We start from the raw sequence: 25,589 nt of genomic DNA on the forward strand, positions 1-25,589 counted from the left end.
TTAAAGCCTCTAAGTAACTAAAATAATTCATTTTAATTTTTATTTGGCGAGTTAAGTTAACGGTCAAAATTGTGGTTTTAACCATCAATATAATCCTTAGGTATTAGTCAGTGTCACAAGTTTTTGCTATTTAATGTTAGGCAAGGTAAATTAACTGATTATTTGTACAGTGTATTGTCTGATGATTTTATACATTGCAGAAAAGCCCAGCGTTGGCCGTGCCGTAGCCGATGTGCTCCCCAAACCACAGCAAAAAGGCGATGGCTTTATTAAAGCCGCCAATGGCGATGTGGTGACTTGGTGTATTGGTCATTTACTGGAACAGGCAGAACCTGAAGCCTACAATGCCGATTACAAAAGTTGGCGCAAAGTCCACCTGCCAATTATTCCAATAGAATGGAAACAACACGTTAAGTCGCAAACCCGCCAGCAATTTAATGTGGTTAAAAAACTGATCAAAGAAGCCGATGTGTTAGTGAATATGGGCGATCCGGATCGTGTCGGGCAAATTTTGGTGGATGAAGTGATTAATTATGCGGGGATCAGTCAAGCCAAGCGTGCGGCCACCAAGCGCTGTTTAGTGAATGACATGAATCCGGCGGCGATCAGCAAAGCCTTAAAGGATTTGCGCCAAAACACTGATTTTATTCCGTTAGCCACTTCAGCCTTAGCGCGGGCAAGGGCCGATTGGTTGTATGGTATTAATATGACACGGCTATGTACCTTACTAGGCCAAGAGCATGGTTATCAGGGCGTGTTGTCGATCGGCCGTGTGCAAACGCCGGTGTTGGGGTTAGTGGTGCACCGCGATCTAGAGATTGAGCACTTTGTAACGAAACCCTTTTATGAGGTGTGGATAACGCTGCAAACCCGCAGTGGTGAGCAATTTAAGGCAAAGTGGCAACCAAGTGCCGCCTGCGAGCCTTACATGGATGAAGATGGCCGGGTGTTACTGAAAAAGTTGGCCGACACCGTGTTAGCAAAGGTGAGGGGCCAAACGGGCCAAGTTAAAGCCGTGAAACGCGAACAAAAAAGTCAGGCTGCACCCTTGCCTTACAATTTATCCTCATTACAAATTGATGCGTCTAAACGCTTTAATTTAAACGCGCAAAAAACCTTAGATATTTGTCAGCAATTGTATGAACGCCATAAGTTAATTACCTATCCGCGTTCTGATTGTCGTTATTTACCGGCGGGTCACTATGCTGAGCGGCAAAAGGTAAGCCAAGCGATTGCCAGCAGTAGTTCGCAATTAAGTGAGGCCGTGAAAACAGCAGATTTAAACTTAAAAAGCAAGGCCTGGAATGACAGCAAGGTAGGGGCGCACCATGCCATTATACCTACCGAGCGGGTGCTGGATGTGCAGCGTCTTTCGCTAGATGAGCGACATATTTATGAGTTAATTGCCCGACAATATTTAATGCAGTTTTATCCGGCGTTTCGTTATAGCGAGCATCAAATTGATACTGAAGTTGCCGGGGGGTTATTTGTCGCCAAGCAAAAATCGACCGTCGATCTGGGCTGGAAGGCCTTACTTGCACGTTCCGGTTCAACTGACGAAGAGACGAATGAATTCAGTACAGCCTTGCCGGCAGTGCAGCAGGGCGATCAGGTTAATTGTGTTGAAGGGCAACTGGATGAGAAGCAAACCAGCCCGCCGAAGCATTTTACCGACGCTAGCTTACTGGCCGCTATGACCGGCATCGCGCGTTATGTTACCGATCCAGAAATAAAAAAAGTGCTACGCGATACTGACGGTTTAGGCACTGAAGCCACGCGAGCAGGCATAATTGAATTGTTGTTTAAACGACAGTTTTTAACGAAACAAGGTAAAGAGATCCACGCCACACCCATTGGCCGGCAATTAATTCAAAGTTTGCCGCAGCGCATGGTGGTGCCCGATATGACGGCACACTGGGAAGCGCAGCTTGAAGCGATTTGTGAAAAACGCTTGCGATACGACCAGTTTATGCAACCGTTACAACATGGCTTAGTCGAGCTCATTACCGAAGTTAGCCAGCAACATGGGCAGTTTTCGGGATTAAAAGGGCTGGGTCAAAACCGCTTTAGCCGCAGTAAAACCGGTCGGGCTAAATTTGCCGCCAAGAAAACCAGCAGCAAAGCAGCAAGGAAAACAACCTCAACCAAAAAAGCGGCCGGCAGCACTCGGTCTCGTCGCAGCAGCCAATAAAAAACCGCAGTTACAACCTAACCCAAAAGAGTTATAGCCGCTTAGGCTGTTTACTAATAAAACACAGTAAAACAAGGCTTTTGCGCAATAGCGCTAATTCAGGTGTCGCTAACAAGAAGGATGCACTAGGCTATAAATAGAGCAAGATAACCGTAACAGTGCAGTGCTTATAGGCTGGCACTAGCTATATTGCAAAGATTGCCTACACTTTAATAGTGTCATGGCAGATCAGACAGCCAGCGCTGTTGTACAACAGAGAGGGTGCACAAATGATTTTGTTAGTTGGTGGTGAAAAAGGTGGCAGCGGCAAAAGTTGTCTAGCACAGAATATTGCTGTGTACTTTTCCCGCGAGAAAAATGCTAATGTGATGTTGGTCGATTGCGATCCGCAACGCACCACGTCAGATTGGGTGCAAGAGCGACACATGAATCCAGAATTGCCTTGGCTGAATTGTGTGCAAATGTACGGCAAAATTCGTTATGAGCTGAAAAGCTTAGAAATGCATTACGATGTGGTTGTGGTGGATTGTGGTGGCCAAGACAGTGTGGCTTTACGTTCAGCGATGGTGGTGGCCAGTCATGTATTATTTCCACTAAGACCGAAGCGCCGCGATTTAAAAACACTCGAACACCTTGAAGATTTGGTCAGTGCCTGTAATGTAGTTAATCCAGAGATGATTGTGGGTTGTGTTTTAACCCAGTGTCCGTCACTACCCAATCAAGCTGGGCGCATTTTAGATGCAAAAGAGGTCTGTAAGAGCTTTAATTTACGTGTGCTCGACAACATTACTTACAGTCGCAACATTTATGACGATAGCGAAGAAAAAGGCTTATCGGTAATGGATGTGGATAATGAAGGTAAAGCAGCCTCGGAAATGAAATCGATTATTGAAGAATTGCTATCCATGAGGGCGATACAACAAGATGGCGCTAAGCGACCTGAAGAAAAAGTCTTTGCCGTCAAATAAACCCAGTTTTACCACTGAAGAGTTTATTGATGATGCAAATAATTATGCCTTGGGGCTGCCGCAAATTGTCAGCTTGCGGCAACTATTACCAGACGAGGATGAAACGGCTAAACTGCCGATGCGTCATGCGACTTTTACGTTAAGCGAAGAGGCGATTGCCGCCTTAGCCGAGTTAAGTGAATTAACCGGTGAATCTAAATCGAAACTGATCCGCACCTTAATTAAACGCGCCACGCAATCAGTGCAAATTGATTTGGCGCGCTTAAAACCCACAACATCAAAAAAAGATTAACGATTGCATCAGCATTTTGTTGGAGATAATCGCCTAGTTAACTAAAAACGCGTAGGCAGTTACATAAGCCGTTTCTTGAAAAACTTTTAGGCCGGTTGATTTAAAATCTACAGGTAAAGGATGACGTTTAATGCGATCTTTTACTGCCGCACCCGACAAAATGGTGGTGGGACAAGTGGAAATTAATTGAATTGCCGCTTCAATTTTAAACCCTACCGCACCGCCCGCAAATTTACCCTTTTGTGGTCGTTCTTTAATGATCAGATGCTCAATTTTATAATCTTCGACCAATTTTTTTATCGCAAATTGAAATTTTTGTACGCTTTCAGCTAGTTGATCTTGGCTTAGCGCGATTCGATTAACCCGACATTCCGGAAGATCAAATAAGCCGTCTTCTAAATTCATTAAACATAAAATGGCTTCACTGCCTTTTATTTCGATCCCGCAGACGCGCATGGCAATTTCCTGTTAGTTATCTTGTAATTGGTTTAAATGTTTTTCGATAATCCGGCAGCTTTTTTGCTGCACCTCACCAAAAAGCAAAGAATTAAATTCTTGGTTTACGCAGTAGGTTTGCCGATATTCCAAAATACTGCTGCGACTGGCTGCCGCATTGTTTAGTAATTTTTGTTGGCCAACCCCAAGGTTTTCAGTTAAGGCGGTAAATTCGCGCTGTACCGCAATCACTCCACGATCTTCCTGCTGCCAGCTTTCAGACACCACAGACTCTACCTTGTTAAAAAACATATCTCGGTAGGTTTTAAGTGGCTCTCTGCCAGAAAAAGTGATTAAAAGTAAGATAATAAAGGCAAACCAAAAAAACTTTTTCATAGTTAAGGCTTATAATTGCAAGCGATGCCTCATTCTAGCGGAATTCAAACGCTTTCGCATTAAAGTGTTGTGATATATGGCGCTAGCTTATTTTATGTCAAATAATTTCGGTAAGAGCCTGATATACTGAGGCCATCACCAGTTGTCACCCAGTGCCATGTTATTGTTGAGGAAGACCAGTGGATAAGCAAAAAATTGACGTGAAAAACATACCGGTTGAAGTGAAAATTCATCGACCTGCCGCTGATACCACAACGAAATATGCTTCACGCGATCGGATCTATATTCGTTCGGTGAAGGGATTACACCAAAGCCTGCGTCGTAATATGGGCTTTATCTTTATGTCGTTGTTTTTTCTTTTGCCATGGATCCCATATCATGGTCAGCAAGCCATCTTGTTGGATATTGGTGAGCAAAAATTTAATATTTTTGCCTTAACCCTGTGGCCACAAGACTTTACCTTATTAGCCTGGATTTTTGTGATTGCCGCTTATGCGTTGTTTTTTGTGACAACCTTTTATGGGCGGGTCTGGTGTGGTTATCTTTGTCCGCAATCGGTGTGGACTTTTACCTTTATGTGGTTTGAAGAGAAGATCCAAGGCACGCGTAATCAGCGCATGAAGCTTGATCAGGCGCCGATGAGTTTTAATAAGTTTTGGAAGAAAGCCCTAACGCATTTTTGTTGGTTGGCTTTTGCATTGTTTACCTCATTAATTTTTGTCGGCTACTTTACGCCGATTGGCCCACTATTCCTTGATTTCTTTACGCTGCAAGCCGGGTTTTGGGCGGTGGTGTCAGTATTGTTTTTTACCTTTTGTACCTATGGTAATGCCGGCTGGATGCGCGAAATTATGTGTACGCATATTTGCCCCTATGCGCGTTTTCAATCAGCGATGTTTGATAAAGACACTTTTACCGTAACCTACGATGAAGCGCGTGGAGAAAACCGTGGACCTCGAAGCCGCAAAGATACCGATTATAAAGAAAAGGGCTTAGGCGATTGTATCGACTGTAACTTGTGTGTGCATGTCTGCCCTACGGGCATCGATATTCGCAACGGCTTACAATATGAATGTATTAACTGTGGCGCCTGTATCGATGCTTGTGACGATACCATGGACAAAATGGGCTATCCCAAAGGCTTGATCAGTTACACCACCGAGCACACGTTACAAGGTAAACCGGCCAAGGTGTTCCGGCCGAAGCTGGTGGGGTATTTCCTTGTCTTAATTTTGGTCTGTGTGGCTTTTGTGGTGAATTTAACTATTCGTAAACCGCTGGAGCTCGACATTATCCGCGATCGTGGCGCCTTGTACCGTGAAACGCCAGAAGGTTTAATTGAGAATACCTATACCCTCAGTATTATCAATAAATCGCAGCAACCTAAAACGCTGAACCTGTCGGTGACGGGCATTGAGCAGTTAAAATGGATTGGTGATACCGAAGTGTTATTAGCCGGGGGCGAAAGCCGCAATGTGGTGATTAGTCTTGCTTTAGACCCTTATTATGCGAAAAAGCCTGTACTAGACGTTAGCTTTACCGTGACGGATGCAGGACAACCTGAGTTAACGATTTCTCAGGAGAATAAATTCTTTGCCGGGCGCTGAGCTGACGCAGCGTTTTGATTTTTCAACGCTGCAGCCCGACCTTATTTTAGATGCGCTGTACCATTATGGTTTAGATGTCAGCACGGGGCTGCTGGCACTGAACAGTTATGAGAATCGTGTTTATCAATTTAGTGCTTATCGTGATGGTGCCGCACAGCCCGAAAAACTGGTGGTTAAGTTTTACCGACCAGAGCGTTGGACCGCTGCGCAGATTGAGGAAGAGCATCAATATGCTTTTGCCTTAGTTGACGCCGAAATTCCCGTAGTGGCGCCGCTTCGTTTTGCTGGCAGTAGTTTATTGCATTATCAGGGCTTTTTATTTGCGGTTTTTCCAAGTCGTGGAGGCCGTACTTTAGAAATCGACAATGATGAGCAATTGGCTATGCTGGGGCGGTTTTTAGGTCGGATGCACCAGGTGGGCCGGCAGCAACCTTTTCGTGAACGCCCCACTTTAACCGTCGAAAGTCATTTAATTGAAAGCCAGCAAGTATTAGCCAGCTTAAGTTTAATTCCTACTTATCTGCGGCCGGCCTTTGACAGCGCTTTAGCGCAGGTGATTGCCGAAGCCAGTCGACAATATCGGCCCGCTCAGCTGATCCGGCTGCATGGTGATTGTCATGCGGGTAATCTCTTTTACACGGGCAATGGCCCGTTTTTTGTCGATTTAGATGATTGTCGCATGGGGCCGGCGATGCAGGATATTTGGATGATGCTGTCCGGTGATCGGCAACAGCAGCGTTTTACCCTTGAGTTAATGCTAGAAGAGTACGAACAGTATTGTGAATTTGATCCGGCCGAGTTAAAACTGATCGAGCCATTACGCGCTATGCGTATGATCCATTATATGGCATGGTTAGCACGGCGTTGGGAAGATCAAGCTTTTGTGATGAACTTTCCATGGTTTGGTACAGACAAATACTGGGAACAGCAGTGTCTGGCGCTAAAAGAGCAACTGTCATTATTACAGCAACCCCCTTTAAGCTTAGTGCCAGACTATTAACAATTTGCTAAGCTAGTGCGCAAAATGACCCAGCAGTATGACTAAACAGAGGTAAATAATGAAAAAGTGGTTAGTAGCAGCCGTCGCTGCCGTCTTGTTACCCTTGTCGGCATTCGCCAACAATTACGAAGAAGGCAAGCATTACGAAGTGATATCAGAACAAAAAACAGCTAAGCCAGAAGTGAAAGAATACTTTTCTTTCTATTGTGGTGGTTGTTACGCTTTTGAGCCGATTGCCCAGAGTTTATCGAAAAACTTACCTGCCGGTACCGAGTTCAAAAAATCACATGTCGACTTTATCCGCGCCGCTTCACCTGAAGTTCAAAATGCCATAGCGCGTGCTTATGTCTCTGCGAAAAACCTAGGTAAAGGCGATGAAATGGCCACAGCTATTTTTAATCAAATTCATAAAAGCCGCGTACCATTTCGGGCAGAAGACGATGTGCGTAGCCTAGCGCTGATTAATGACATTGATGCAGAAGCCTTTGATAAAGCCATGCGCAGCTTCCCAGTGCGCGGAGCGGTAGGCCAAATGGCACGTGAACAAGAACAATTAAGTGAAAGCCGCGTTCTAACAGGTGTGCCAATGTTGGTTGTTAACGGTAAATATAAAATCAATAATCAAAACTTAGATCAACGCAATCTGCAAACAGATATGCAAAACCTTATCGAGTTTTTATTAAAGAAAGACTAGTTATATCTTGCTAATAAAAAGGGCCTGCATGCTGATAATGCAAGTCAGTTAAGCATGACCTGTTTGCTCTAAATCAACCGTTGAAGGCCATGGATGGCCGGAATCGAGCCTCAGGGATGATTCATGGCGTGTTGATGTGAGCAAACCGTGTCATGCTAAATACTAAACTGATCGTCATTACAGCATGCTGGCCCTTTTCTATGCGTTTAATCAGCAATCTCAACAGCCGTAGGGACTAACTGATAAGCCTCCGCTTTACCTTCAGCTTGTGGCCAAACTTTAACGATACCTTTTGCATAAGCCGTTTTGCCTTTCGCGCTTAATGGAAACACCATATCGCCATCTTTTACTTTGATGCGAAAGCGAGACTCTGCTTCATCGCTTGCGAGTGTCATCCAGCAATGCATTTTGGTACAAACGGCGGTGACAGTACCTTCAATGGTAATTTCTTTATCAAGATAGGTGGCAGGCGATGCTAATACCGAGGCTACACTGGTCAATGCGGTTTTATCAAGGTTCTCACCAAAGGTAGTGGCTGCAGATAAACTGGCCGCAAAAAAAAGTGACGCTAAGCTGAAAAGTGCTTTCATGGTTTCTTCCTACAAAGGCCAAAAGAACAATAATGCCGGCACACCGACGACAAGAACAACAATTTGCATCGGCAAACCAAGCTGCCAGTAATCTGTAAAGCTAAAACCACCCGGGCCTAAAATCAAGGTATTATTTTGATGGCCAATAGGGGTTAAAAAGGCGCAAGAGGCACCGATAGCAATAGTCATCAGTAGCGTATCGGGGTTTACGTCAAGTTGTGTGGCCAAACTGATGGCAATGGGGCACATCATCGCGGCTGTGGCGGCATTATTTAGAAAGGACGTTAGAACAATAGTGAGGATTAATAAGCTGATTACCGTTAGCTGTGGGTCTGCTTTACCGACTAAATCGAGCATACTTACGGCTAATAAATCCCCTGCACCCGTCGAACTCATGGCCCCGGCAACGGGGATTAAACAGCCTAATAACACGATCACCGGCCAATCAATCGCACTATAGACCTTGCGCAACGGAATCACATGAAAGGCCATGATCAACAACATGCCGGCGGCAAAAGCCACGGCGGCCGGTAATAATCCTACCGAAGCCGACAGTACGGCCGCGAGCATAAAGCCACTGGCCAGTAAGGTTTTGCGTTTATCCGGCACCTGAATTTGCCGCTCAGCCAAAGGCACACAGCCAAAATCGGTAGCGAAGTTTTGTAAGGCTTGGCTGTTGCCTTGCATTAAGATCACATCCCCGGCTTGAAACCGAGTACGGCGTACCCGTTTAACTGAGCGATTACCGTGGCGTGATAACGCTAACAAGTGAATATTAAAGCGCCGGCGCATTTGAATTTGCACGGCGGTGCGGCCAATAAGATCGGAGTTGGGTAACAGTGTTAGCTCAATCAAACTGACGTCAGGGCTGACTAAGGTTTTTTCTTTAGAGGGGGGAATATCGGTTTGGCTTTTGGCTAATGCTTTATCTTGTTCTTTTTGCAGCTGCGTATCGGCGCTATCTTCCAGCGCTAATTCTAAGCTCGACAACAATTTACCCAGTGTTTCTGGTTCGGCTTCAATCACTAAAATATCGTTTTCTTTTAGTTGATAAGAGCTAGAAGGAACATGCTCCCGGTACTTGTTTCGAACTATACCCACTACTTGTGAATCGAGTTCATCTAAACTGCGCTCGAGCTCACGTAAGCGGCTACCACAGAATTTACTACTCGCTTTGATCCTAACTTCCGTTAAATATTTGCTGGTTTCAAAGCTACTGAGATCAGCCCGTTGCCGCACCGGCACAAAGCGCCAACCTAATAAACCGATAAATAACACACCCGCTAATGTTACTGCGATGCCCGGCCCCGCAAAGTCAAACATGGCAAAGCCTTGGCCATGTACTTCGGCTCTAAAGCTGGAAATGATCAAGTTCGGGGGGGTACCAATAAGCGTCGTCATACCGCCAAGCATCGAGCCAAAGGCCAGTGGCATTAATACTTGGCCGGGTGCCAGATTAATGCGGCTGGCAAGCGGAATGGCCATCGGCATCAATAACGCTAATACGCCAACGTTATTCATAAAGCCAGACAATACCGCCGCAAACGCGGTTAAAGCAGTAATAGTGAGTGTTGGCCCTGCATTAGAGGGTAAAACTTTGTGTGCTAAGACATCAATCGCGCCAGTCGTTTGCAGTGCTTGGCTTAAGACCAATACACAGGCAACGGTAATCACCGCGGGGTGACCAAAGCCATTAAAGGCTAGCTCTGCAGGGATCAAACCTACCAACACGCAGGCTAGTAGGCTAAACAGCGCTACAATGTCGTGTCGCCAACGATCCCAAATAAACAGTACTATGGTGATGCCTAGGATCAAAAAAATCAGTAACTGGTCAAGCGTCATAAAGGTTCCTGTACCAGACAGGGGCAAAGCCACTGTCGAATAACCGCTCTTTCTCTATACTAGGCGTTAATGGGTAGAAGTAACAGCTAAAGAGTTGAAAAGTCGGCCTTTAGTTTGGATGCCGAGAGAAAAACTGCAGCACGCAGCGCGTGCTGCGTGCTGGGAGGGATTAACGCGCGCCGGGCTCGGCGAACTGGGTCATCCAATCTTTCACTTGGTTATACCAATAGATGGAGTTGTTTGGTTTTAAGATCCAGTGGTTTTCATCGGGGAAGTAAATCATTCGCGATTCCACGCCACGGCTTTGCAAGGTGCGGAATAATTCAAAGCCTTGCCCAACCGGTACCCGATAATCTAACTGGCCATGGATAACTAAGGTTGGCGTATTAAAGTTACCGGCAAAATAATGCGGCGAAATACTTTTGTATATCTCTGGTTTGTCCCAGAAATTGCCAAAGCGGGTTGAATGTACAGCAAAGTCTGCCGCCATTTGCGAATACATGTTGTATACCGCGGCATGGATCAGCAGCGCTTTATACGGATGTTCAGTACCTAACAAGATAGCACTTAAGTAACCACCGTAGCTGGCGCCACCGGCCACCATTCGCTCGGTATCAATCCAGGGTTGTTGCTGGAACCACGCTGTCGCGGCTTGAATATCGGCTAAGGGTTTCGTGCGCCAATCGGGGTTAATGGCATCGGCAAAGTCTTGGCCAAAACTGCTAGATCCATGGAAGTTAGGCCAGGCCGTAACATAACCCCAAGAAGCAAAGGTTTGTGCATTCCAGCGGTAGCTAAAGCTATCGCCAATGGCATTGTGCGGGCCGCCGTGGATCAGCATAAAGAAGGGATACTTTTTGCTCTTATCAAAGCCCGGTGGGTAATGCACCCACATTTGGATATCTTGGCCTTCAGCACCTTTATAGGTTACCGATTCATAGGTGCCTAAGTTTGTTTTTGAAAGTAATTCATCATTAAAGCTATCCAAACGCGTGGTGTTACCCGAGCGCACATCCACTTTCACCAAACGAGCCGGATACATAAAGCTGTCGTTGGTGGTGACTAAGGTATTTTTACCCGCTAATACCGGGCTACCAAAGCTGGTGTTTTTGGTAATGGCGCGTTGTTTACCATTCTTGGCATCGACATAAAATAAACGGCGGGTGGCAGCATCGTCGACGCTGGCGTAAAAGCCTTTACTGTCTGCGGCCCAAACAAAGTCATTCACCGAACGATCCCACTCAGTGGTGAGTTCTCGGGTGGTTTTCTTCGCTAGGTCGTACACCATTAAACGTGCGGTATCGGCATAAAAACCCTGAATACGCTGGCGGCTAAAGGCCAAGCTTTTACCATCAGGGCTAAAGCTGGGGTTCGCATCGGGGGCTTGGTTATCCGGTGTAATGTTGTCAGCTTTATCGCTACCGATGGCCGCTAAAAACAAATCAATTTTTGGATCAACGCTGTTACTTGAACCATTGGCATTAAAGGCGATATAGCGCTCTTGCGCATCAATATCGTAGCTGCTGGCGTTTTGGCTAGAGCGCGGTAATTCGATGCCGATTTTTTGGGTGATAGCTTCTACTTCACCGCCTTTAGCAGGAATACGGAAAACATGCGCTTGGCGATTTTCATCTATCCAATGGTCAAACTGCGAATAAGGCAGCGCATTCCACTGCCACGCTGACACTTTTTTCTCTTTATTGGCTTTTAGCTCGCCGCTCATTTCTTCCCAGGTTTTGCCTGGCCAAATACGGCTAACAAAATACAGGTGCTCCCCGACCCATTTCATACCATAAACGCCAGTGGGTACTTGTGTTAAACGCTGTGCTTCGCCAGGGCTGGAAAGAGGTAACAGATAAATTTGTCCGGCATCGTCTTTATGCCGTTGGCTGATAAAAGCCAAGGTTTTACCATCTGGCGAAAAGGTGGCTTCGCTGGCACGCATGCCTTCAGCGGTAAGGGGGCGTTGCATTTTACCATCGGCGCTAAATAGCCAAAGCCGGGTATGGCCTTGATCGGCGGGTACATCATAGCGGGTCACGGGCGCGACAATCATACTGCCATCGGCGGAGGCAACCGGAGTGCCAATGCGCTCTAATTGCCATAACCGCTCTACACTTAAGCTGTTATCTTCAGCCGGGTTAGCCAGGGCTAACAGTGGCCAAAACAAACACAGCAACACGAATTTTTTCATCGTAAGACTCCGTATTATTGAATGCCGATCAGTTTGGTTTTTTATAAAACGCGGTTTGCTCATATCCACATGCCACAATCATGCACGGCCTGTCAGGGGTGATTTAAAGCAAACCGGTCATGCTTTACTGATCGGCATTACCGTATTATTAGGTTATTTTTATGAAACTTTACCGTTAGAATAGTAGCACAAAGCCTTACTAGGTTAAGGCGTTCTGCCGCAAGAACTAAGGCGTTAAACGGGAGTATCTATGCCACTGGTTGGTGTGACAACAGCGCCGCTGCTTGTGAGCGAACTCGCCATAGGTTTTGGCGATCCGCAGGCACAAATCTGTGTGTATGTTGCAAAGCGGCCACCGATGCAGGAATATGCGGCACTTAATCATATACAGCCGCTAAGTACCGGTGAAATTGCTGCCATTAATCAGGCCTGTGGTAATGGCTGGCGCAAAGTGTTTAATGTGTATGCCAAGCTGCTTTTTACCCTAGATAAGCGGCAGTTTACTTTCCAAGAAACCGCCGACAGTTGGCAACAATTTCGAGAGCAGCAGTTATTACAAACTGGCAGTAACACGGCGTTGTTATTTAGCATGCCGCAACTGACACCAACCAGTCAACGCATCCATATTATTGCTGGCCGCACCCATGCAAAAACATTAGTAGGTGCCGGTTTGACTGCACAATTACACTGGCTTAATAACGAGTTTGCCATCGACCAGCAGCAACGTGTGTTAGTCTGCCCCTATTTTGATTATCGGCAGTTGAATAACGAAAAAATTCAGCTGCTTGCAACCCTGATAAGTGAGTTACCACATGTTAAAACCTAATGCTTTAACCGAGCAACTGACCGCGCTTTGCCGCTTGTTAGCCGATAAGCAATTTGGCGTGGGCGGCAGTTGTTTGTTGTGGCAACTGGGGCTAGTCGATAAACCAACCGATATTGATCTGGTCTGCACGGAAGCGGATTTTGCCGCGATAAGTGCACTGCTGACCAATGCAGGCTACCAAGCACAGGCCATTAAGTCTGATCCAATGTATGCCACCGCGAAGTTTAGCCACTTTACTTATGCTGGTGGTCGCAGTATTGATCTGATGGCCGGTATAGCGGTGCGTAAAGACAATGGCGTTAGCGCTTTTACTTTTCATCCTGAACGCTGCCGCTGGCAAGACGGCATCTGTTGGATGCCCCCCGCCGATTGGTTACAAATTTACCAGCTGTTTGGCCGTAGCGAACGTATTGCACAACTGCGGCAGTATTTAGTGCAGTTGCGCTTAGGCAGTTTGTCTTAACGATCGACCAACAACTCAGTCAGTACCTGTTTGATAAAGTAGGCCACCGCACCAAGGGTGCTAATGGGCAAAATAAACGGGATAATGCTGTAAATTGTTTTTTCAAAAAAGCCAATCAACAAAAAGAAGATGACAGGCGCGACGGCCAACAGCAATGTAAATCCTAGGTGTTTTTTGATGGTGTTTGCTATGTGTTTTTCTGTGATTTTGTTCATCGCATATCGTCTTATGTTATAGCTATAAGCACAGAACGAGCAGTAGTGGCAGCCTTTGAATTTAGCAATCTTTCTGTTGAACGGCAAACAATCCAAACGTAAGTTTACGGCCGATAATTTTTGTTCTGACTTTAAACACGTGCTTTAATTTTATAACAGTTTAGCCGCTAGCATGGTCGTTGTTAGTCTTTAAATCGCAGCTACTTTTGTACAGTTGAACATAACTGCGCAAGATTCAAGGCCTGACCCTGTTAGCTCACCTTGTGATTTTTACACTTTTATGCGCATAAAAGTGTATTTTTGGTGGCAAGTAACAGCATTTTCGTTGTGCTAAAGAACGCGATTTATTGACCACCTTGTTTCCGTTAGCTTAAAACAGGAAGAACTGATGCAAGCATTAGAACTTAAAGTCCCGCCGTTGATTTTGGTGTTGTTGTTTGCGCTGGCGATGTGGGTGATCGTACCTTTGACACCGCCTTGGTTGCGGTGGCATACGCTTAGTGTTTTCTTGGCTGCAGGTTTTGTTAGTGCAGGAGTAGTTGTGGCGTTGATGGGCGTGTTTGCGTTTCGACGAGCGAATACTACGGTAGACCCGCGCGTACCGCAGCAAAGCTCTAGTTTGGTCAATCGGGGTATCTATCGTTATAGCCGTAACCCTATGTATCTGGGGTTCTTACTGCTGCTAATCGCATGGGGCTGTTATTTACAAAGCGGGGTGGCATTGCTGTTACTGCCAGTGTTTGTGCTGTATATGAATCGGTTTCAGATAATGCCGGAAGAGCGCCATTTACAGCAGAAGTTTGGCGCTGACTATCAGGCTTATTTTACGCAAGTAAGGCGCTGGCTGTAATTGGCCAGCGCCTTATGATTACTTGCCTAACAACGGCTTTAAATATTGGCCAGTATACGACTTGTCACAAGCAGCCACTTGCTCGGGTGTGCCGGCTACCAGAATTTCACCACCACCGTTGCCGCCTTCTGGGCCGAGATCGACAATCCAATCGGCGGTTTTAATCACATCGAGGTTATGTTCAATCACGACAATGGTATTGCCATGATCGCGCAAGCGGTGCAGTACGTTTAGCAGTTGCTGAATATCATAAAAATGTAAGCCGGTAGTCGGTTCATCCAAAATATACAGGGTTTTACCGGTGTCGCGTTTGCTCAGTTCGCGCGCCAGTTTCACCCGTTGTGCTTCGCCGCCTGATAAAGTGGTCGCCGACTGTCCCAGTTTAATATAAGTAAGCCCTACATCTTTTAGGGTTTGCAGTTTACGGTTTACTGCCGGTATCGCTTCAAAAAACGCCAGGGCGTCTTCGACCGTCATATCCAGCACTTCGTGAATGTTCTTGCCTTTGTATTTGATCTCGAGCGTTTCGCGGTTATAGCGTTTGCTTTTACAGACATCGCACGGCACATAAACATCGGGTAAAAAGTGCATTTCCACTTTAATTAAGCCATCGCCTTGGCAGGCTTCACAGCGGCCGCCCTTAACGTTAAAGCTAAAACGGCCTACTTGATAACCGCGAGAGCGGGCTTCTTGGGTGCCGGCGAATAGCTCACGTACCGCCGTAAAAATACCGGTATAAGTGGCGGCATTCGAGCGCGGGGTACGGCCAATCGGGCTTTGATCGATATCGATCACTTTATCAAAGTGCTCTAAGCCTTTAATGTCTTTGTGCGGAGCCGGATCGGCACCTTCGCCTTTATTCAACACACGATGGGCAACGCGAAACAGCGTGTCGTTAATCAGCGTAGACTTCCCTGAGCCCGACACACCGGTAATACAGGTCATCACACCAAAGGGGATTGCTAAATCAACGTTTTTCAGGTTATTACCGCTAGCACCGGTCACTTCTAACCATTTATCGGTTAATGCTGTGCGCTTCTCTGGTACGGCAATTTTGCGCGTACCGGCCATATATTGCCCAGTGAGAGACTCCGGCTCGGCCATTACCTGCTCAAGGCTGCCTTGCGCCACGATGTAACCACCATGCACGCCTGCGCCCGGGCCAATATCAATAATATGATCTGCCATGCGCACGGCATCTTCATCGTGCTCGACCACAATCACCGTATTGCCTAAATCGCGCAGGTGGGTCAGCGTACCTAATAAGCGATCGTTATCACGTTGATGCAAACCAATCGACGGCTCATCCAACACATACATCACCCCCACTAAACCCGCACCAATTTGGCTGGCCAAGCGAATACGCTGTGCTTCACCGCCCGAGAGGGTTTCCGCACTGCGTGACAAATTAAGGTAATTTAAGCCGACGTTGACCAAAAAGCTTAAGCGGTCTTGAATTTCTTTTAATACTTTTTCAGCAATTTTGGCTTTTTGCCCCAGCAAGCTAAGCTGTTGGAAAAAGCTTAAGCAATCACCAATCGACAACTCCACCACTTGCGGTAAATTGGTTTGGCCAATAAACACATGCCGGGCCTCGGTGCGTAAGCGGGTGCCGTGGCAACTCGGGCAAGGTTGGGTGGCGAGGTATTTACTCAGTTCTTCGCGAACTGAATTGGACTCAGTTTCGCGGTAACGCCGCTCCATATTGGGCAAAATACCTTCAAACGGATGGCTGCGCTGCACAATATCACCGCGATCATTTAAGTATTTAAAGTCAACAATGGTATTGCCGCTGCCTTGCAAAATGGCTTCTTGGTGTTTTTTACTTAGGGTACTGAAGGGGACATCGAGCTGAAAACCATAATGATCGGCCAGCGCTTTGAGCATCTGAAAATAATAAAAATTGCGTTTATCCCAACCGCGAATGGCGCCACCTGCCAGGCTTAACTCGTCACTGACGATGACTTTTTTCGGATCGAAAAATTGTTTTACGCCTAAGCCATCACAGCTGGGGCAAGCACCCGCCGGGTTGTTAAACGAGAATAAACGCGGTTCTAGCTCGGCCATCGAATAACCACAGGTTGGGCAGGCATAATTGGCCGAGAACACCAGCTCTGGGGCAGTACTATCATCCATTAACGCCACTTTGGCCACGCCGCCAGATAACTGCAAGGCGGTTTCAAAGGATTCGGCTAAACGTACTTTAATGTCGTCGCGCACTTTAATACGGTCGATCACCACTTCAATGGTGTGTTTTTTTTGTAAATCGAGTTTTGGTGGATCTGATAAGTCACAGATTTCGCCATCAATCCGGGCGCGAATATAGCCTTGGGCGGCTAAGCCTTCCAAGGTTTTGACATGTTCGCCTTTGCGCTCTTGTACCACCGGCGCCAGTACCATTAGCTTGGTGCCTTCAGGAAACTCGGCCACTTTGTCGACCATTTCACTGATGGTTTGCGCGGCCAGCGGTAAATCATGCTCGGGGCAACGCGGTTCGCCGACACGTGCAAACAGTAAGCGCAGGTAATCGTAAATTTCGGTAATGGTGCCCACGGTAGAACGCGGGTTATGCGAGGTCGATTTTTGCTCTATCGAAATAGCCGGCGATAAGCCTTCGATATGATCGACATCGGGCTTTTCCATCAGGCTTAAAAACTGCCGGGCATAGGCCGATAATGACTCAACATAGCGGCGCTGTCCTTCTGCATACAAGGTATCAAATGCCAGTGACGACTTGCCCGAACCTGATAGGCCGGTAATCACCACTAGTTTATCTCGGGGAATTTGCAGCGAAATGTTTTTTAAGTTGTGGGTGCGGGCACCCCGGATATCAATTTTGTCCATTCAGGCTTCCAGTGGTGGTTGGCGTGCTGTTTGCTGTACAAATATACACTAATGGCAGGGTTAATAGCCAGTATCGAGCTAGAATTGCCCCTGCTCAAGCTATTTTAGCAAGGTAAAACACCCATCAAGCGCTTACTTACGTATTGAAGTGGGGTTTAGCTTAAAACGCCGAAATTTATCTGTAAACCGTGATTTTTCAGTTAGCTTACTGGCATGCCTTGTGGCGCGTGATATGGCCAGTTAAGTTGATGCAGGGTAACAGCGCTTGGTTAAGGCAACCGGTCGTTAGTTATACCGCCTGCTCAGTTTTTTTATGCTAAACTGCGGCCTTCGTGAAATTTAATATCTAGCAACGCTCTGGCAGAATGCATCAACTAAATTCTCTTGAAAAACGCGCGGCCATCGCACTGGCTTTAGTTTTTTCTACCCGCATGCTCGGGCTCTTTATGCTATTACCGGTATTTGCCCTGTATGGTAAAGAGCTGGTTGGCTTTTCACCCTTGTGGATTGGTTTAGCGATTGGCGCTTATGGTCTCACCCAGGCGATTTTACAAATTCCTTTTGGTTGGTTATCGGATAGAATTGGCCGGCATAAAGTGATGTTGTTGGGGCTGTCATTATTTGTGCTTGGCTCGGTAGTCGCTGCGATGGCTGAGTCAGTGTATATGGTAACACTTGGGCGTGTACTGCAAGGCGCCGGTGCTATTGCGGGTGCCGTGTTGGCGTTAGCTGCGGATTTAACCCGAGAAGAACAGCGCCCTAAAGTCATGGCGATTATTGGTGGCAGTATTGGTTTATCCTTTGCGCTGGCGATGGTGTTGGGGCCAATTTTAGCGCGTTGGGCAGGGCTTAGCGGCGTATTTTGGTTTACCGCCGTGTTAGCGTGTGCGGCGATGCTGATTGTGGCTTTTTTAGTGCCACACAGTGTGAGCCGTTCGGCTGGCGCTGAAACCATAGCGTTACCGCAAAGCTTAGCCAGTATGTTGGCGCATGGTCAGTTGTTGCGTTTAGATGTTGGTGTAATGCTATTGCATCTAATGTTAACCGCTATGTTTGTCGCTTTGCCGCCGTTATTACTTAAGCAGCAGTTAGCGGCAGAGCAGCATTGGCAGGTCTATTTACCGGTGCTGTTGTTATCGTTTGTGTTTATGGTGCCGATGATGATTATTGCGATGCGTCGGCAGCAAGAAAAACGCTATTTTTTAATTAATGTTCTATTATTAGTTATAGCAATGTTAATTAGTTGGCAGGCGGCTACCCTCTGGGGTCTTGTTTTGGCATTGTTGGTCTTCTTTATTGGTTTTAACTATTTAGAAGCCAGTTTGCCCGCCATGGTTTCGCGTGTTGCGCCAGCAGGACAACGCGGTAGCGCCATGGGCATTTATTCCAGTAGTCAATTTTTGGGCGCCTTTTTTGGTGGCTTATTAGGCGGCACCTTGGCACAGCAATTTGGTTTTAGTGCAGTGTTTGCAGGTTTAGCCTTGATTGGTTTAGTATGGCTGGCAATTGCCAGCACCATGCAGGTGCCTGCGCGTTCTCAGCGCTTATCGTTACCGGTTTCGGTAACGACTGAGCAGCAAGCCAATCAGTTGGCCAGCAAGCTGGCCGCGTTGGTGGGAGTTCAAGAGGTCACGATATTGTTAGCAGATCAACGTTGCTATCTGAAAGTTAGCTCGCAGCAGTTCGATTTAGCGCAAGCTCAGTCTTTGGTTGCCAACAGCAACCAGTAACATTTTTGCAGGAGAGATACGCATGGCGCGTGGAATTAATAAAGTCATTTTAATCGGTAACTTAGGTGCTGATCCTGAAGTGCGTTACATGCCGCAAGGCGGTGCTGTTGCGAATATGACTATCGCAACGTCAGAAAGTTGGACCGACAAAGCGACCAATGAGCGCAAAGAACAAACCGAATGGCACCGTATTGTGATTTATCAGCGTTTAGCTGAAATTGCCGGTGAATATCTGCGTAAAGGCTCAAAAGTGTACATTGAGGGTAAGCTTAAAACCCGTAAATGGACCGACAAAGACGGCGTAGAGCGTTACACTACGGAGATCGTGGCAAACGAGCTGCAAATGTTGGATGGCCGTGGTGAAGGTCAACAACAAGGTGGCGGTATGGGTGGCGGTCAGCAAGGCGGTTACCAGCCTCGCGGCCAACAAGGCGGCGGTAATAATAATTACCAGCAAGCGCCACAGCAAGGTGGCAGTAACTATCAGCAACCAGCGCAAGGCGGTGGCGGTTATCAAAAACCTGCACAAGCTCCTCAGCAGGGCGGTGGAAATTATCAAGCACCTAGGCCCAATCAGCAGGCTGCACCAATGGAACCGCCAATCGACTTTGATGACGATATTCCGTTCTAACGTGACATAAATATAAAAATGTAGAAAAACATCTGAAGAAGCACTCTAAAGCCAGATTTTATCTGGCTTTTCTATTTTTATAACAAAAATAAATGTTGAAATGTAGTTGCACTATCAATATATTATAAATCAACAAATAAAATTGTTGATTTATAGGTGTTCAATGAGGGTTGCTGTCCAGAAATTTAAAAGTGGTGAGCGATATGTTTTTTTGTTGGGTGATAACGGATTGCCTGACTTTTGGGTGACTCATTTTGTAACGCAAAAGCTGCGAATGAATCATGCCGCAACGTCAATCGAGCAATACCTAAAATCCATCAAGCATTTGAAGGTTTGGGAGAAAATTAACGGCCGAAATCTGCTGGATGAAATCTACAACGGCAGCGTACCGAGCCGTGATGATATTAAAGAAATCAAAGAGCACTGCGCATACCAAGCCAAAGCCCTTATCAACAGACCCGCAAGTAATGTTGTCGACATGGGACAGTTTTATTTATCGAGGGGCGATGACAAGCCCACGGTCGGGAAGTCTCAGTACATATCGCGGATAGCACATATTGCCGAATTTCTGCATTTCATCGGGCAAGAGCGGGTTAAGCATTTGCCCACTGCGGCAGCGCTCTTTGATGCGCTCGATAACATGAAAAAGAGACTTAAAAGCGATATGCCAAAAGGGAGATTAAAAAAAGGCTCTTTAGATAAATCAGGTATTTCGGATGATGCCTTTCAGGATTTTCTCAATGTTGCCCGACCGGACTCACAACACAATCCCTTCAAAAACCCAGTGATTAAATTTAGAAACTATCTGATTGTTCAGACATTTTATGAAACCGGATTTCGCTGTTCTGAGTTGCTTGCGCTTCGTATCAGCGATATTGGCACCGACATCGATCAACCTACCTTGTCGGTGGTAAGGCGACATGACAGCAAAGAAGATCCCCGATTAAAAGAGCCCACAGCAAAGACACTTGGCCGAGAGGTTGCTATTTCAAAGGAGCTGAGAGACTTGCTGAATACCTATATTAAAGTTCATCGGAACAATACAAAGGTGGCGAAAACCCATCCGTTTATATTTGTCTCTCACAAAGAGAAAAATGGTCATTATCAGTCAGGGCAACCGCTCATTCAGCGAACTATTAATCATCTCTTTAACACTATAAAGAGTGTCAATCCGGAGCGATTCTGGGGTATTTCACCACACTTCCCCCGACACTATTTTAACGATCAACTCTCCGCTCGTATTGATGAAGTAAAGCAAGCGGTTTTAGAGGAAGTGAAACGATTAGAACAGCAAGGTTTGCATCAAGCGGCAAAGCAATATGCCAGGGAAAATACCATCACCGAACAACGAGAGCTTGAAATTCGGGCGGCGCTTAACGGCCATTCGTCCCTTGAGTCAGGACGCATTTATCTGACACGAACTGCGAAAAAGCAAGCGCATGAAATACGACAAAAAATGCAAGCCACGTTAACGCACAAAGCAGAGAGAGGCGGTTATGTTAGCTAAAACAAACAGATCGCAAGGCGCTAAAAGGGCCAAAGCAAAAACAAAATCGGATAAGCGACGCAGCAAAGCTAACTACGAGTTTGATGTTTATGATGATGTTTGGAGATTAGATGCTAATCATTCTTTAAACTTTAAATTACTCGCTCCGCTGAACCTGGATTCAAGGTTTGAAATTAATTTCAAACTGGCCCTGGCTGACTATGCGTGTGAATTCTCATCTGGTTATACAATCGGAATTTTCCTCTACACCAGGGCACTTTTCACTACTGGCGTTAAAGACACGATTAATGAATCACACATCATCAATTACAAAGCGACGTTGACTAAAGACACGGAGTGGAAATTGGGCTACATCCGTGCATTTTTGCTCGATTGGTTCGACAAAGAGATTAAAGGCGTAGATAAGAAGGCAGTTGAGTTACTTAATTCGCTAAAGCTCTCTGGTTGTGAAAAAGGCAGGGCCGTTGCATTAGGATGTCCTTACAGTGGTGCGTACACATTTGAAGAGCAAGCGGCTTTTATCAACTGGTATGTCGATGCTTACACAGAAAAACAGATATCGTTGACCGACTATGCGTTTATCATGGCGTTGCAGCAAACAGGTGCCCGTCCTGTACAGCTTACTCACCTGTATTGTGGCGATTTAATCACAAGGCATGAGGAAGGTATTGACCATTTTGACCTGCAGCTTCCCAATGCCAAAAAACGAAATGAGGGATTTAGAGGTTCGTTTCAAATCAAAAAGGATGTGAGTGAAGATTTAATGCTGGTGCTAACTGCGCAAGCCAAGGAATCCATCAAAACGATTGAAACGCACTTTGGCATTGAACTAAATTCACAGCAGAAAAGCCAAATCCCTATTTTTCTCAACGCTCGGGAAATCTCAGATTTATCAGACTTCAATGCATTTAGACAATTGCAGAAAAACACGCCTGATGCCGTTTGTATTAGGAAAACAGATGTTGATTCTTTGGTGTCGAGAATAGCGAAACTCTGCCCATTAAAAACAACACGGATTAAACTCGATGGTGAGTTTGGGGACTTGCATATCAATCCCAGACGATTCCGTTATACCCACGCAACCAACATGGCAATGCTGGGTGCAAGCGACTATGCCATCGCTGAAGAGTTGGGTCATTCAGATACCCAGCAAGTGAAAGTCTACACAGAGTTCAACGAAGATATGGCAGACAGAATTGATGCGGCATTGGCATCCGATTTAACGCCATTAGCGCAAGCATTTTCGGGCACGTTGATTGATAGTGAAAAAGACGCCATTCGAGCCAATGACCCACGCAGTAGGATTAATAACAACGATGGCAACCCTGTCGGGAACTGCGGAAAATTTGGGTTTTGTGCCAATGGCACCATCCATTGTTATACATGCAATAAATTCCAACCCTGGTTAAACGCACCGCATACTGAAGTCCTGAACACTCTGGTTTCCGAGGTTGATCGCAAGAGACAAATGGGCGCAAGTGAGTTTGTACTGCAAGCCAGTAATCGAACGATTAACGCTATCAAAGTGGTTATTGACAAGTGTGAGGCCAGAAAACAAGAATTGGAAAAAGAAGGCGCGCTAAATGGCTGATGCATTAGTATTTACACCAAAGCACCAACAGGATTGCCAGAAGAATTATGCGGACTTCATAGCGTTTGCCAAAAACGAATTAACGCTTTTTGCCGACCATGAATTTGAAAGCTCGGACGGCATTCAGAGAGGATGGAACTGTGATAAATGGTCTTGGGTGCCATCGAGCGGAAAGAAATTAACCATCGTATTTGGAAACAGTATAAATAGTTTCGAATATATTCCATTCAAGCAACCATTTGCTGATTTTGCTAAAGCCTATGTACGTTATGAGCAGTCACTAAATCATAAAGATTCAACCTGTTGGGCTTTATCTTTAATGTGGATCTATAAAGCGCTAGAAGAAAACGCGACTCAAAATGATAGATCTGATGTTGATATTATGCACCTCAATAACACAGTTATTAATCGTGTTGAGGAGCAGATCAAGAGCAGTGAATTGAGTACTGGCTACAAGCACAATATTGGGTTATCACTTGAAAAGGTATTGAAGTTTATAAAGAATAAGCGATTCAAACTAGACCTACAAGAGTGGTCAAACCCTTTCCCTCGACCATCTGATCCAACCATTAAATTTGATAAGGATAGTCGTAAACAAGAGGAAGACAAATGCCCCTCTGATTACCAGATGTTGCAGGTGGCAGATGCCTTTCATCAAGCTAAAACACCTCGTCAACAATATTTTTCCAGTCTTTGTGTAATGCTGATGTGTCAGCCCAGCCGCAGTGTTGAACTTAACGGCCTTACCGTTAATTCATTGCAAAAAAGTGATAAGGGCAGATGGTATTTAATGTGGCATCCGGCCAAAGGTGGCGATCCGGTTCGTAAATGGATCCCGAAGTTAATGGAAGATGTGGTTCAACAGGCGTTTAAAAGGCTGGTTGACATCTCTGCGCCTGCCAGAGCTGCTGCAAAATTTGCTCATGAAAATCCAGATGTATTCTTAGTTCATGAGGAGTGCATTACATCTGCTGATTTTTCTCAAGATCAGATGTTAACGTATAACCAATTCGCCAAGGCAATGGGGCTTAAGGTTGGTGAGCAGAGTAACGGATCTCAAGAGAGTTGGGCTTACCCAAATGTGAAGTGGCTCCATAAACTCATCAATAAATTAAATTGCGTATCTGACTGGAAGAAAGATTTGTTGAAAGGGCGCGTTTTGTCTCAGGATAATGAAATACTGACCAGAATAACTTATAAGTCTACAGGGATTAGTATCAAATTCCCAAGCTATAGAGATCTTCGTACGGTGGTTGACCAAAAATACAAAACTAAACACTTTCCCAATTTTGGACATACCAAAGTTTGGGATTGTATAACCTTAGTCAGAGAAAACGAATTTCATAGCGAGTTTGCTGTTAAGCCGTTTTCCTGGCTCATGGTTAGAAAGACCCCATTAGGTGATGCTTTAGGGAGTGCCAGAGAGGGAACTGTATCAATCTTTGATGAGTTGTCGATTACCGATGAAGATGGCTCTCCATTGAGTATTACTACTCACCAACCGAGGCACTGGCTGAATACCAAGTTGAAACTGGCGGGTGAAGAAGATTGGCTAATTGCCAAGTGGTCAGGGAGAGCGGATATAGAGCAAAACAAAGCATACGATGGGAGAACAGAAACACAAAAATTGCGGCTAACCAAGCGTATAGGTCAAGTGACCAAGGGTGAAGGAGTGATGACGGTTGCTAAAACTAATCAACTGCTGGAGCCCTATACATCGGATGCGCCTCCTCCGGCCATTGTGTTGCATGATTTAGGCTTACCTGTTTCCTTAAAATCGCTAGGCGTGGACAGAACAGGCGTTGCCCAGTTTACGGGGTTAGGCTTTTGCGTACATAACTATGCAGACAGCCCTTGTGTTAAAAATGGCGACTGTGCGGTCTGTAGTGACCATGTGTGCATGAAAGGACTCCCTCACACGTTAGATGAGCTCAAACGCCTTGAAAAGCTCTATGAAGAACAGTTAGCGGATGCAAAGCTCAAAGCTGAAAAGCAGGTATTCGGTGCTGACCGTTGGGTAACGGCTTCTGGCTTTCGACTATCCAAGATAAGAACCATCATTACCATGATGGAAGATCCACACAGTCCGGACGGTACACCTATCAGAATCCCTCACGAGTTAGACCCTTCACCAGTTAAACGCTCACTCAATATTGACGAGCAGAGTGTTATTCCTATTTGGGATCTCACAGCCCTAGCATTGTCAGATTTGGAGGAGTAATGGCTTTTGTAACAGACAACAAAGAAACGATTCTTGCGATTATTGACGGATGGACGGGTAAACTGACGTATGATTTGCTATCTGAAAAATTACAGTCGGAGTTGGGTTTAAAGCGCCTTCCATCTCGCCACACCTACATAAAACATGATGAAATCAAACATGCGTTTGACCTGAAAAAAGAAGAGCTGAGAAACAAAAAGTCTGCCGCAATTGAAGAAGCGAAATCTTTATTCGACAGGGACGTTAAACTGAGTAAGCTCCTTGGGAGTTTAAGCAACGATGATGCAACCATTGCCGAGCTAATAAAACGGGTTGAAAAACTCGAAAACGAGAACGAACGGCTCAATTCAGAAAACAAACGACTAGGCGACCAACGGGAGATATTGCTGGAGCGCTTCGCCCGATGGCAACACAATCTACAAAAGATGGATGGCGTAGATTTGAATAAGCTTGCCGCAACAATCGATGACCCATTGCCTGCTAAAAACCGATAAATGATGTA

The 25,589-nt window shown here is 45.8% G+C and carries 22 protein-coding genes; 15 read left to right on the forward strand and 7 right to left on the reverse strand.

Annotated elements, in window-relative coordinates:
• Nucleotides 1-181: 181 nt before the first annotated feature.
• The 3 genes from ACUJFK_RS01600 (at nt 182) to ACUJFK_RS01610 (ending at nt 3,451) form a co-directional block, all read left to right on the forward strand.
• A complete protein-coding gene (locus ACUJFK_RS01600; protein ID WP_445425856.1) occupies nt 182-2,191 on the forward strand; it encodes a DNA topoisomerase III in 2,010 nt (669 codons plus the stop codon).
• A 269-nt stretch (nt 2,192-2,460) separates the two neighbouring features.
• On the forward strand, nt 2,461-3,159 hold the full coding sequence (locus ACUJFK_RS01605) for an AAA family ATPase (protein WP_226750610.1): 699 nt from the start codon (nt 2,461-2,463) through the stop codon (nt 3,157-3,159).
• Nucleotides 3,146-3,451, forward strand: coding sequence for a ribbon-helix-helix protein, CopG family (locus ACUJFK_RS01610; protein ID WP_226750609.1), 306 nt, complete (start codon nt 3,146-3,148; stop codon nt 3,449-3,451). The genes ACUJFK_RS01605 and ACUJFK_RS01610 overlap by 14 nt, the downstream gene beginning before the upstream one ends.
• Nucleotides 3,452-3,484: 33 nt before the next feature.
• Here the strand turns inward: ACUJFK_RS01610 and ACUJFK_RS01615 are convergent, their stop codons facing one another.
• Nucleotides 3,485-3,907 (reverse strand): DUF3010 family protein, encoded by a 423-nt coding sequence (locus ACUJFK_RS01615; RefSeq protein ID WP_445425857.1) that lies wholly within the window; start codon nt 3,905-3,907, stop codon nt 3,485-3,487.
• A 12-nt stretch (nt 3,908-3,919) separates the two neighbouring features.
• Nucleotides 3,920-4,282 (reverse strand): hypothetical protein, encoded by a 363-nt coding sequence (locus tag ACUJFK_RS01620; protein ID WP_226750607.1) that lies wholly within the window; start codon nt 4,280-4,282, stop codon nt 3,920-3,922.
• A 179-nt stretch (nt 4,283-4,461) separates the two neighbouring features.
• On the opposite strand from ACUJFK_RS01620, the gene ccoG reads away from it, so the two are divergent.
• From ccoG to ACUJFK_RS01635, 3 genes are read left to right on the forward strand one after another with little or no spacing between them, the layout of a single operon-like run.
• Nucleotides 4,462-5,889, forward strand: coding sequence for a cytochrome c oxidase accessory protein CcoG (gene ccoG, locus ACUJFK_RS01625; protein ID WP_445425858.1), 1,428 nt, complete (start codon nt 4,462-4,464; stop codon nt 5,887-5,889).
• Nucleotides 5,876-6,889, forward strand: a complete 1,014-nt coding sequence (locus tag ACUJFK_RS01630) for a serine/threonine protein kinase (protein WP_445425859.1) — start codon at nt 5,876-5,878, stop codon at nt 6,887-6,889. Before ccoG ends, ACUJFK_RS01630 begins: the two co-directional genes overlap by 14 nt.
• A 58-nt stretch (nt 6,890-6,947) precedes the next feature.
• Complete coding sequence (locus ACUJFK_RS01635) at nt 6,948-7,583, forward strand: thiol:disulfide interchange protein DsbA/DsbL (protein WP_445425860.1); 636 nt, start codon at nt 6,948-6,950, stop codon at nt 7,581-7,583.
• A 206-nt stretch (nt 7,584-7,789) separates the two neighbouring features.
• Here the strand turns inward: ACUJFK_RS01635 and ACUJFK_RS01640 are convergent, their stop codons facing one another.
• The 3 genes from ACUJFK_RS01640 to ACUJFK_RS01650 form a co-directional block, all read right to left on the reverse strand.
• A complete protein-coding gene (locus ACUJFK_RS01640) occupies nt 7,790-8,173 on the reverse strand; it encodes a DUF4920 domain-containing protein (RefSeq protein WP_445425861.1) in 384 nt (127 codons plus the stop codon).
• Between the two features lie 9 nt (nt 8,174-8,182).
• The gene (locus ACUJFK_RS01645; protein ID WP_445425862.1) at nt 8,183-10,015 is read right to left on the reverse strand and encodes an SLC13 family permease; all 1,833 of its coding nucleotides are present in this window, start codon (nt 10,013-10,015) and stop codon (nt 8,183-8,185) included.
• A 169-nt stretch (nt 10,016-10,184) separates the two neighbouring features.
• Nucleotides 10,185-12,209 (reverse strand): prolyl oligopeptidase family serine peptidase, encoded by a 2,025-nt coding sequence (locus tag ACUJFK_RS01650; protein ID WP_445425863.1) that lies wholly within the window; start codon nt 12,207-12,209, stop codon nt 10,185-10,187.
• 250 nt (nt 12,210-12,459) lie between these two features.
• Here ACUJFK_RS01650 and ACUJFK_RS01655 point away from each other — a divergent pair, with 250 nt between their 5' ends.
• Together ACUJFK_RS01655 and ACUJFK_RS01660 are read left to right on the forward strand one after the other, a co-directional pair.
• Nucleotides 12,460-13,035 (forward strand): DUF6942 family protein, encoded by a 576-nt coding sequence (locus tag ACUJFK_RS01655; RefSeq protein ID WP_445425864.1) that lies wholly within the window; start codon nt 12,460-12,462, stop codon nt 13,033-13,035.
• Nucleotides 13,022-13,498 (forward strand): hypothetical protein, encoded by a 477-nt coding sequence (locus ACUJFK_RS01660; protein ID WP_445425865.1) that lies wholly within the window; start codon nt 13,022-13,024, stop codon nt 13,496-13,498. The genes ACUJFK_RS01655 and ACUJFK_RS01660 overlap by 14 nt, the downstream gene beginning before the upstream one ends.
• Here the strand turns inward: ACUJFK_RS01660 and ACUJFK_RS01665 are convergent.
• Nucleotides 13,495-13,713 carry a hypothetical protein gene (locus ACUJFK_RS01665; protein ID WP_445425866.1) on the reverse strand — a complete coding sequence of 73 codons (219 nt, stop codon included), beginning with the start codon at nt 13,711-13,713 and terminating at the stop codon, nt 13,495-13,497. The two genes, ACUJFK_RS01660 and ACUJFK_RS01665, sit on opposite strands and share 4 nt — an antisense overlap.
• A gap of 388 nt (nt 13,714-14,101) precedes the next feature.
• On the opposite strand from ACUJFK_RS01665, the gene ACUJFK_RS01670 reads away from it, so the two are divergent.
• Complete coding sequence (locus ACUJFK_RS01670) at nt 14,102-14,563, forward strand: methyltransferase (RefSeq protein WP_445425867.1); 462 nt, start codon at nt 14,102-14,104, stop codon at nt 14,561-14,563.
• An 18-nt stretch (nt 14,564-14,581) separates the two neighbouring features.
• Here the strand turns inward: ACUJFK_RS01670 and uvrA are convergent, their stop codons facing one another.
• Complete coding sequence (uvrA, locus tag ACUJFK_RS01675; RefSeq protein ID WP_445425868.1) at nt 14,582-17,407, reverse strand: excinuclease ABC subunit UvrA; 2,826 nt, start codon at nt 17,405-17,407, stop codon at nt 14,582-14,584.
• Nucleotides 17,408-17,772: 365 nt separating this feature from the next.
• On the opposite strand from uvrA, the gene ACUJFK_RS01680 reads away from it, so the two are divergent.
• The 6 genes from ACUJFK_RS01680 (at nt 17,773) to ACUJFK_RS01705 (ending at nt 25,581) form a co-directional block, all read left to right on the forward strand.
• Nucleotides 17,773-19,137, forward strand: coding sequence for an MFS transporter (locus ACUJFK_RS01680; protein ID WP_445425869.1), 1,365 nt, complete (start codon nt 17,773-17,775; stop codon nt 19,135-19,137).
• Between the two features lie 22 nt (nt 19,138-19,159).
• Entirely contained in the window at nt 19,160-19,768 is a 609-nt protein-coding gene (ssb, locus tag ACUJFK_RS01685; RefSeq protein ID WP_229586221.1) for a single-stranded DNA-binding protein, read from the forward strand.
• A 163-nt stretch (nt 19,769-19,931) separates the two neighbouring features.
• Nucleotides 19,932-21,275 (forward strand): tyrosine-type recombinase/integrase, encoded by a 1,344-nt coding sequence (locus ACUJFK_RS01690; RefSeq protein WP_445425870.1) that lies wholly within the window; start codon nt 19,932-19,934, stop codon nt 21,273-21,275.
• Nucleotides 21,265-22,866, forward strand: a complete 1,602-nt coding sequence (locus ACUJFK_RS01695) for a site-specific integrase (protein ID WP_445425871.1) — start codon at nt 21,265-21,267, stop codon at nt 22,864-22,866. The genes ACUJFK_RS01690 and ACUJFK_RS01695 overlap by 11 nt, the downstream gene beginning before the upstream one ends.
• A complete protein-coding gene (locus tag ACUJFK_RS01700) occupies nt 22,859-25,087 on the forward strand; it encodes a hypothetical protein (protein ID WP_445425872.1) in 2,229 nt (742 codons plus the stop codon). The genes ACUJFK_RS01695 and ACUJFK_RS01700 overlap by 8 nt, the downstream gene beginning before the upstream one ends.
• Complete coding sequence (locus ACUJFK_RS01705) at nt 25,087-25,581, forward strand: hypothetical protein (RefSeq protein ID WP_445425873.1); 495 nt, start codon at nt 25,087-25,089, stop codon at nt 25,579-25,581. Before ACUJFK_RS01700 ends, ACUJFK_RS01705 begins: the two co-directional genes overlap by 1 nt.
• Nucleotides 25,582-25,589 lie beyond the last annotated feature (8 nt).

The organism is Alishewanella sp. HL-SH06 (assembly GCF_052656265.1).

What these genes read in the sequence shown, in the direction of transcription:
- ACUJFK_RS01600 (WP_445425856.1), top strand. Translation starts at nt 182, where the DNA reads ATGATTTTATACATTGCAGAAAAGCCCAGCGTTGGCCGTGCCGTAGCC.
- ACUJFK_RS01605 (WP_226750610.1), top strand. Translation starts at nt 2,461, where the DNA reads ATGATTTTGTTAGTTGGTGGTGAAAAAGGTGGCAGCGGCAAAAGTTGT.
- ACUJFK_RS01615 (WP_445425857.1), bottom strand. Translation starts at nt 3,907, where the DNA reads ATGCGCGTCTGCGGGATCGAAATAAAAGGCAGTGAAGCCATTTTATGT.
- ACUJFK_RS01620 (WP_226750607.1), bottom strand. Translation starts at nt 4,282, where the DNA reads ATGAAAAAGTTTTTTTGGTTTGCCTTTATTATCTTACTTTTAATCACT.
- ACUJFK_RS01635 (WP_445425860.1), top strand. Translation starts at nt 6,948, where the DNA reads ATGAAAAAGTGGTTAGTAGCAGCCGTCGCTGCCGTCTTGTTACCCTTG.
- ACUJFK_RS01640 (WP_445425861.1), bottom strand. Translation starts at nt 8,173, where the DNA reads ATGAAAGCACTTTTCAGCTTAGCGTCACTTTTTTTTGCGGCCAGTTTA.
- ACUJFK_RS01645 (WP_445425862.1), bottom strand. Translation starts at nt 10,015, where the DNA reads ATGACGCTTGACCAGTTACTGATTTTTTTGATCCTAGGCATCACCATA.
- ACUJFK_RS01650 (WP_445425863.1), bottom strand. Translation starts at nt 12,209, where the DNA reads ATGAAAAAATTCGTGTTGCTGTGTTTGTTTTGGCCACTGTTAGCCCTG.
- ACUJFK_RS01655 (WP_445425864.1), top strand. Translation starts at nt 12,460, where the DNA reads ATGCCACTGGTTGGTGTGACAACAGCGCCGCTGCTTGTGAGCGAACTC.
- ACUJFK_RS01660 (WP_445425865.1), top strand. Translation starts at nt 13,022, where the DNA reads ATGTTAAAACCTAATGCTTTAACCGAGCAACTGACCGCGCTTTGCCGC.
- ACUJFK_RS01665 (WP_445425866.1), bottom strand. Translation starts at nt 13,713, where the DNA reads ATGAACAAAATCACAGAAAAACACATAGCAAACACCATCAAAAAACAC.
- ACUJFK_RS01670 (WP_445425867.1), top strand. Translation starts at nt 14,102, where the DNA reads ATGCAAGCATTAGAACTTAAAGTCCCGCCGTTGATTTTGGTGTTGTTG.
- uvrA (WP_445425868.1), bottom strand. Translation starts at nt 17,407, where the DNA reads ATGGACAAAATTGATATCCGGGGTGCCCGCACCCACAACTTAAAAAAC.
- ACUJFK_RS01680 (WP_445425869.1), top strand. Translation starts at nt 17,773, where the DNA reads ATGCATCAACTAAATTCTCTTGAAAAACGCGCGGCCATCGCACTGGCT.
- ssb (WP_229586221.1), top strand. Translation starts at nt 19,160, where the DNA reads ATGGCGCGTGGAATTAATAAAGTCATTTTAATCGGTAACTTAGGTGCT.
- ACUJFK_RS01690 (WP_445425870.1), top strand. Translation starts at nt 19,932, where the DNA reads ATGAGGGTTGCTGTCCAGAAATTTAAAAGTGGTGAGCGATATGTTTTT.
- ACUJFK_RS01695 (WP_445425871.1), top strand. Translation starts at nt 21,265, where the DNA reads ATGTTAGCTAAAACAAACAGATCGCAAGGCGCTAAAAGGGCCAAAGCA.
- ACUJFK_RS01700 (WP_445425872.1), top strand. Translation starts at nt 22,859, where the DNA reads ATGGCTGATGCATTAGTATTTACACCAAAGCACCAACAGGATTGCCAG.
- ACUJFK_RS01705 (WP_445425873.1), top strand. Translation starts at nt 25,087, where the DNA reads ATGGCTTTTGTAACAGACAACAAAGAAACGATTCTTGCGATTATTGAC.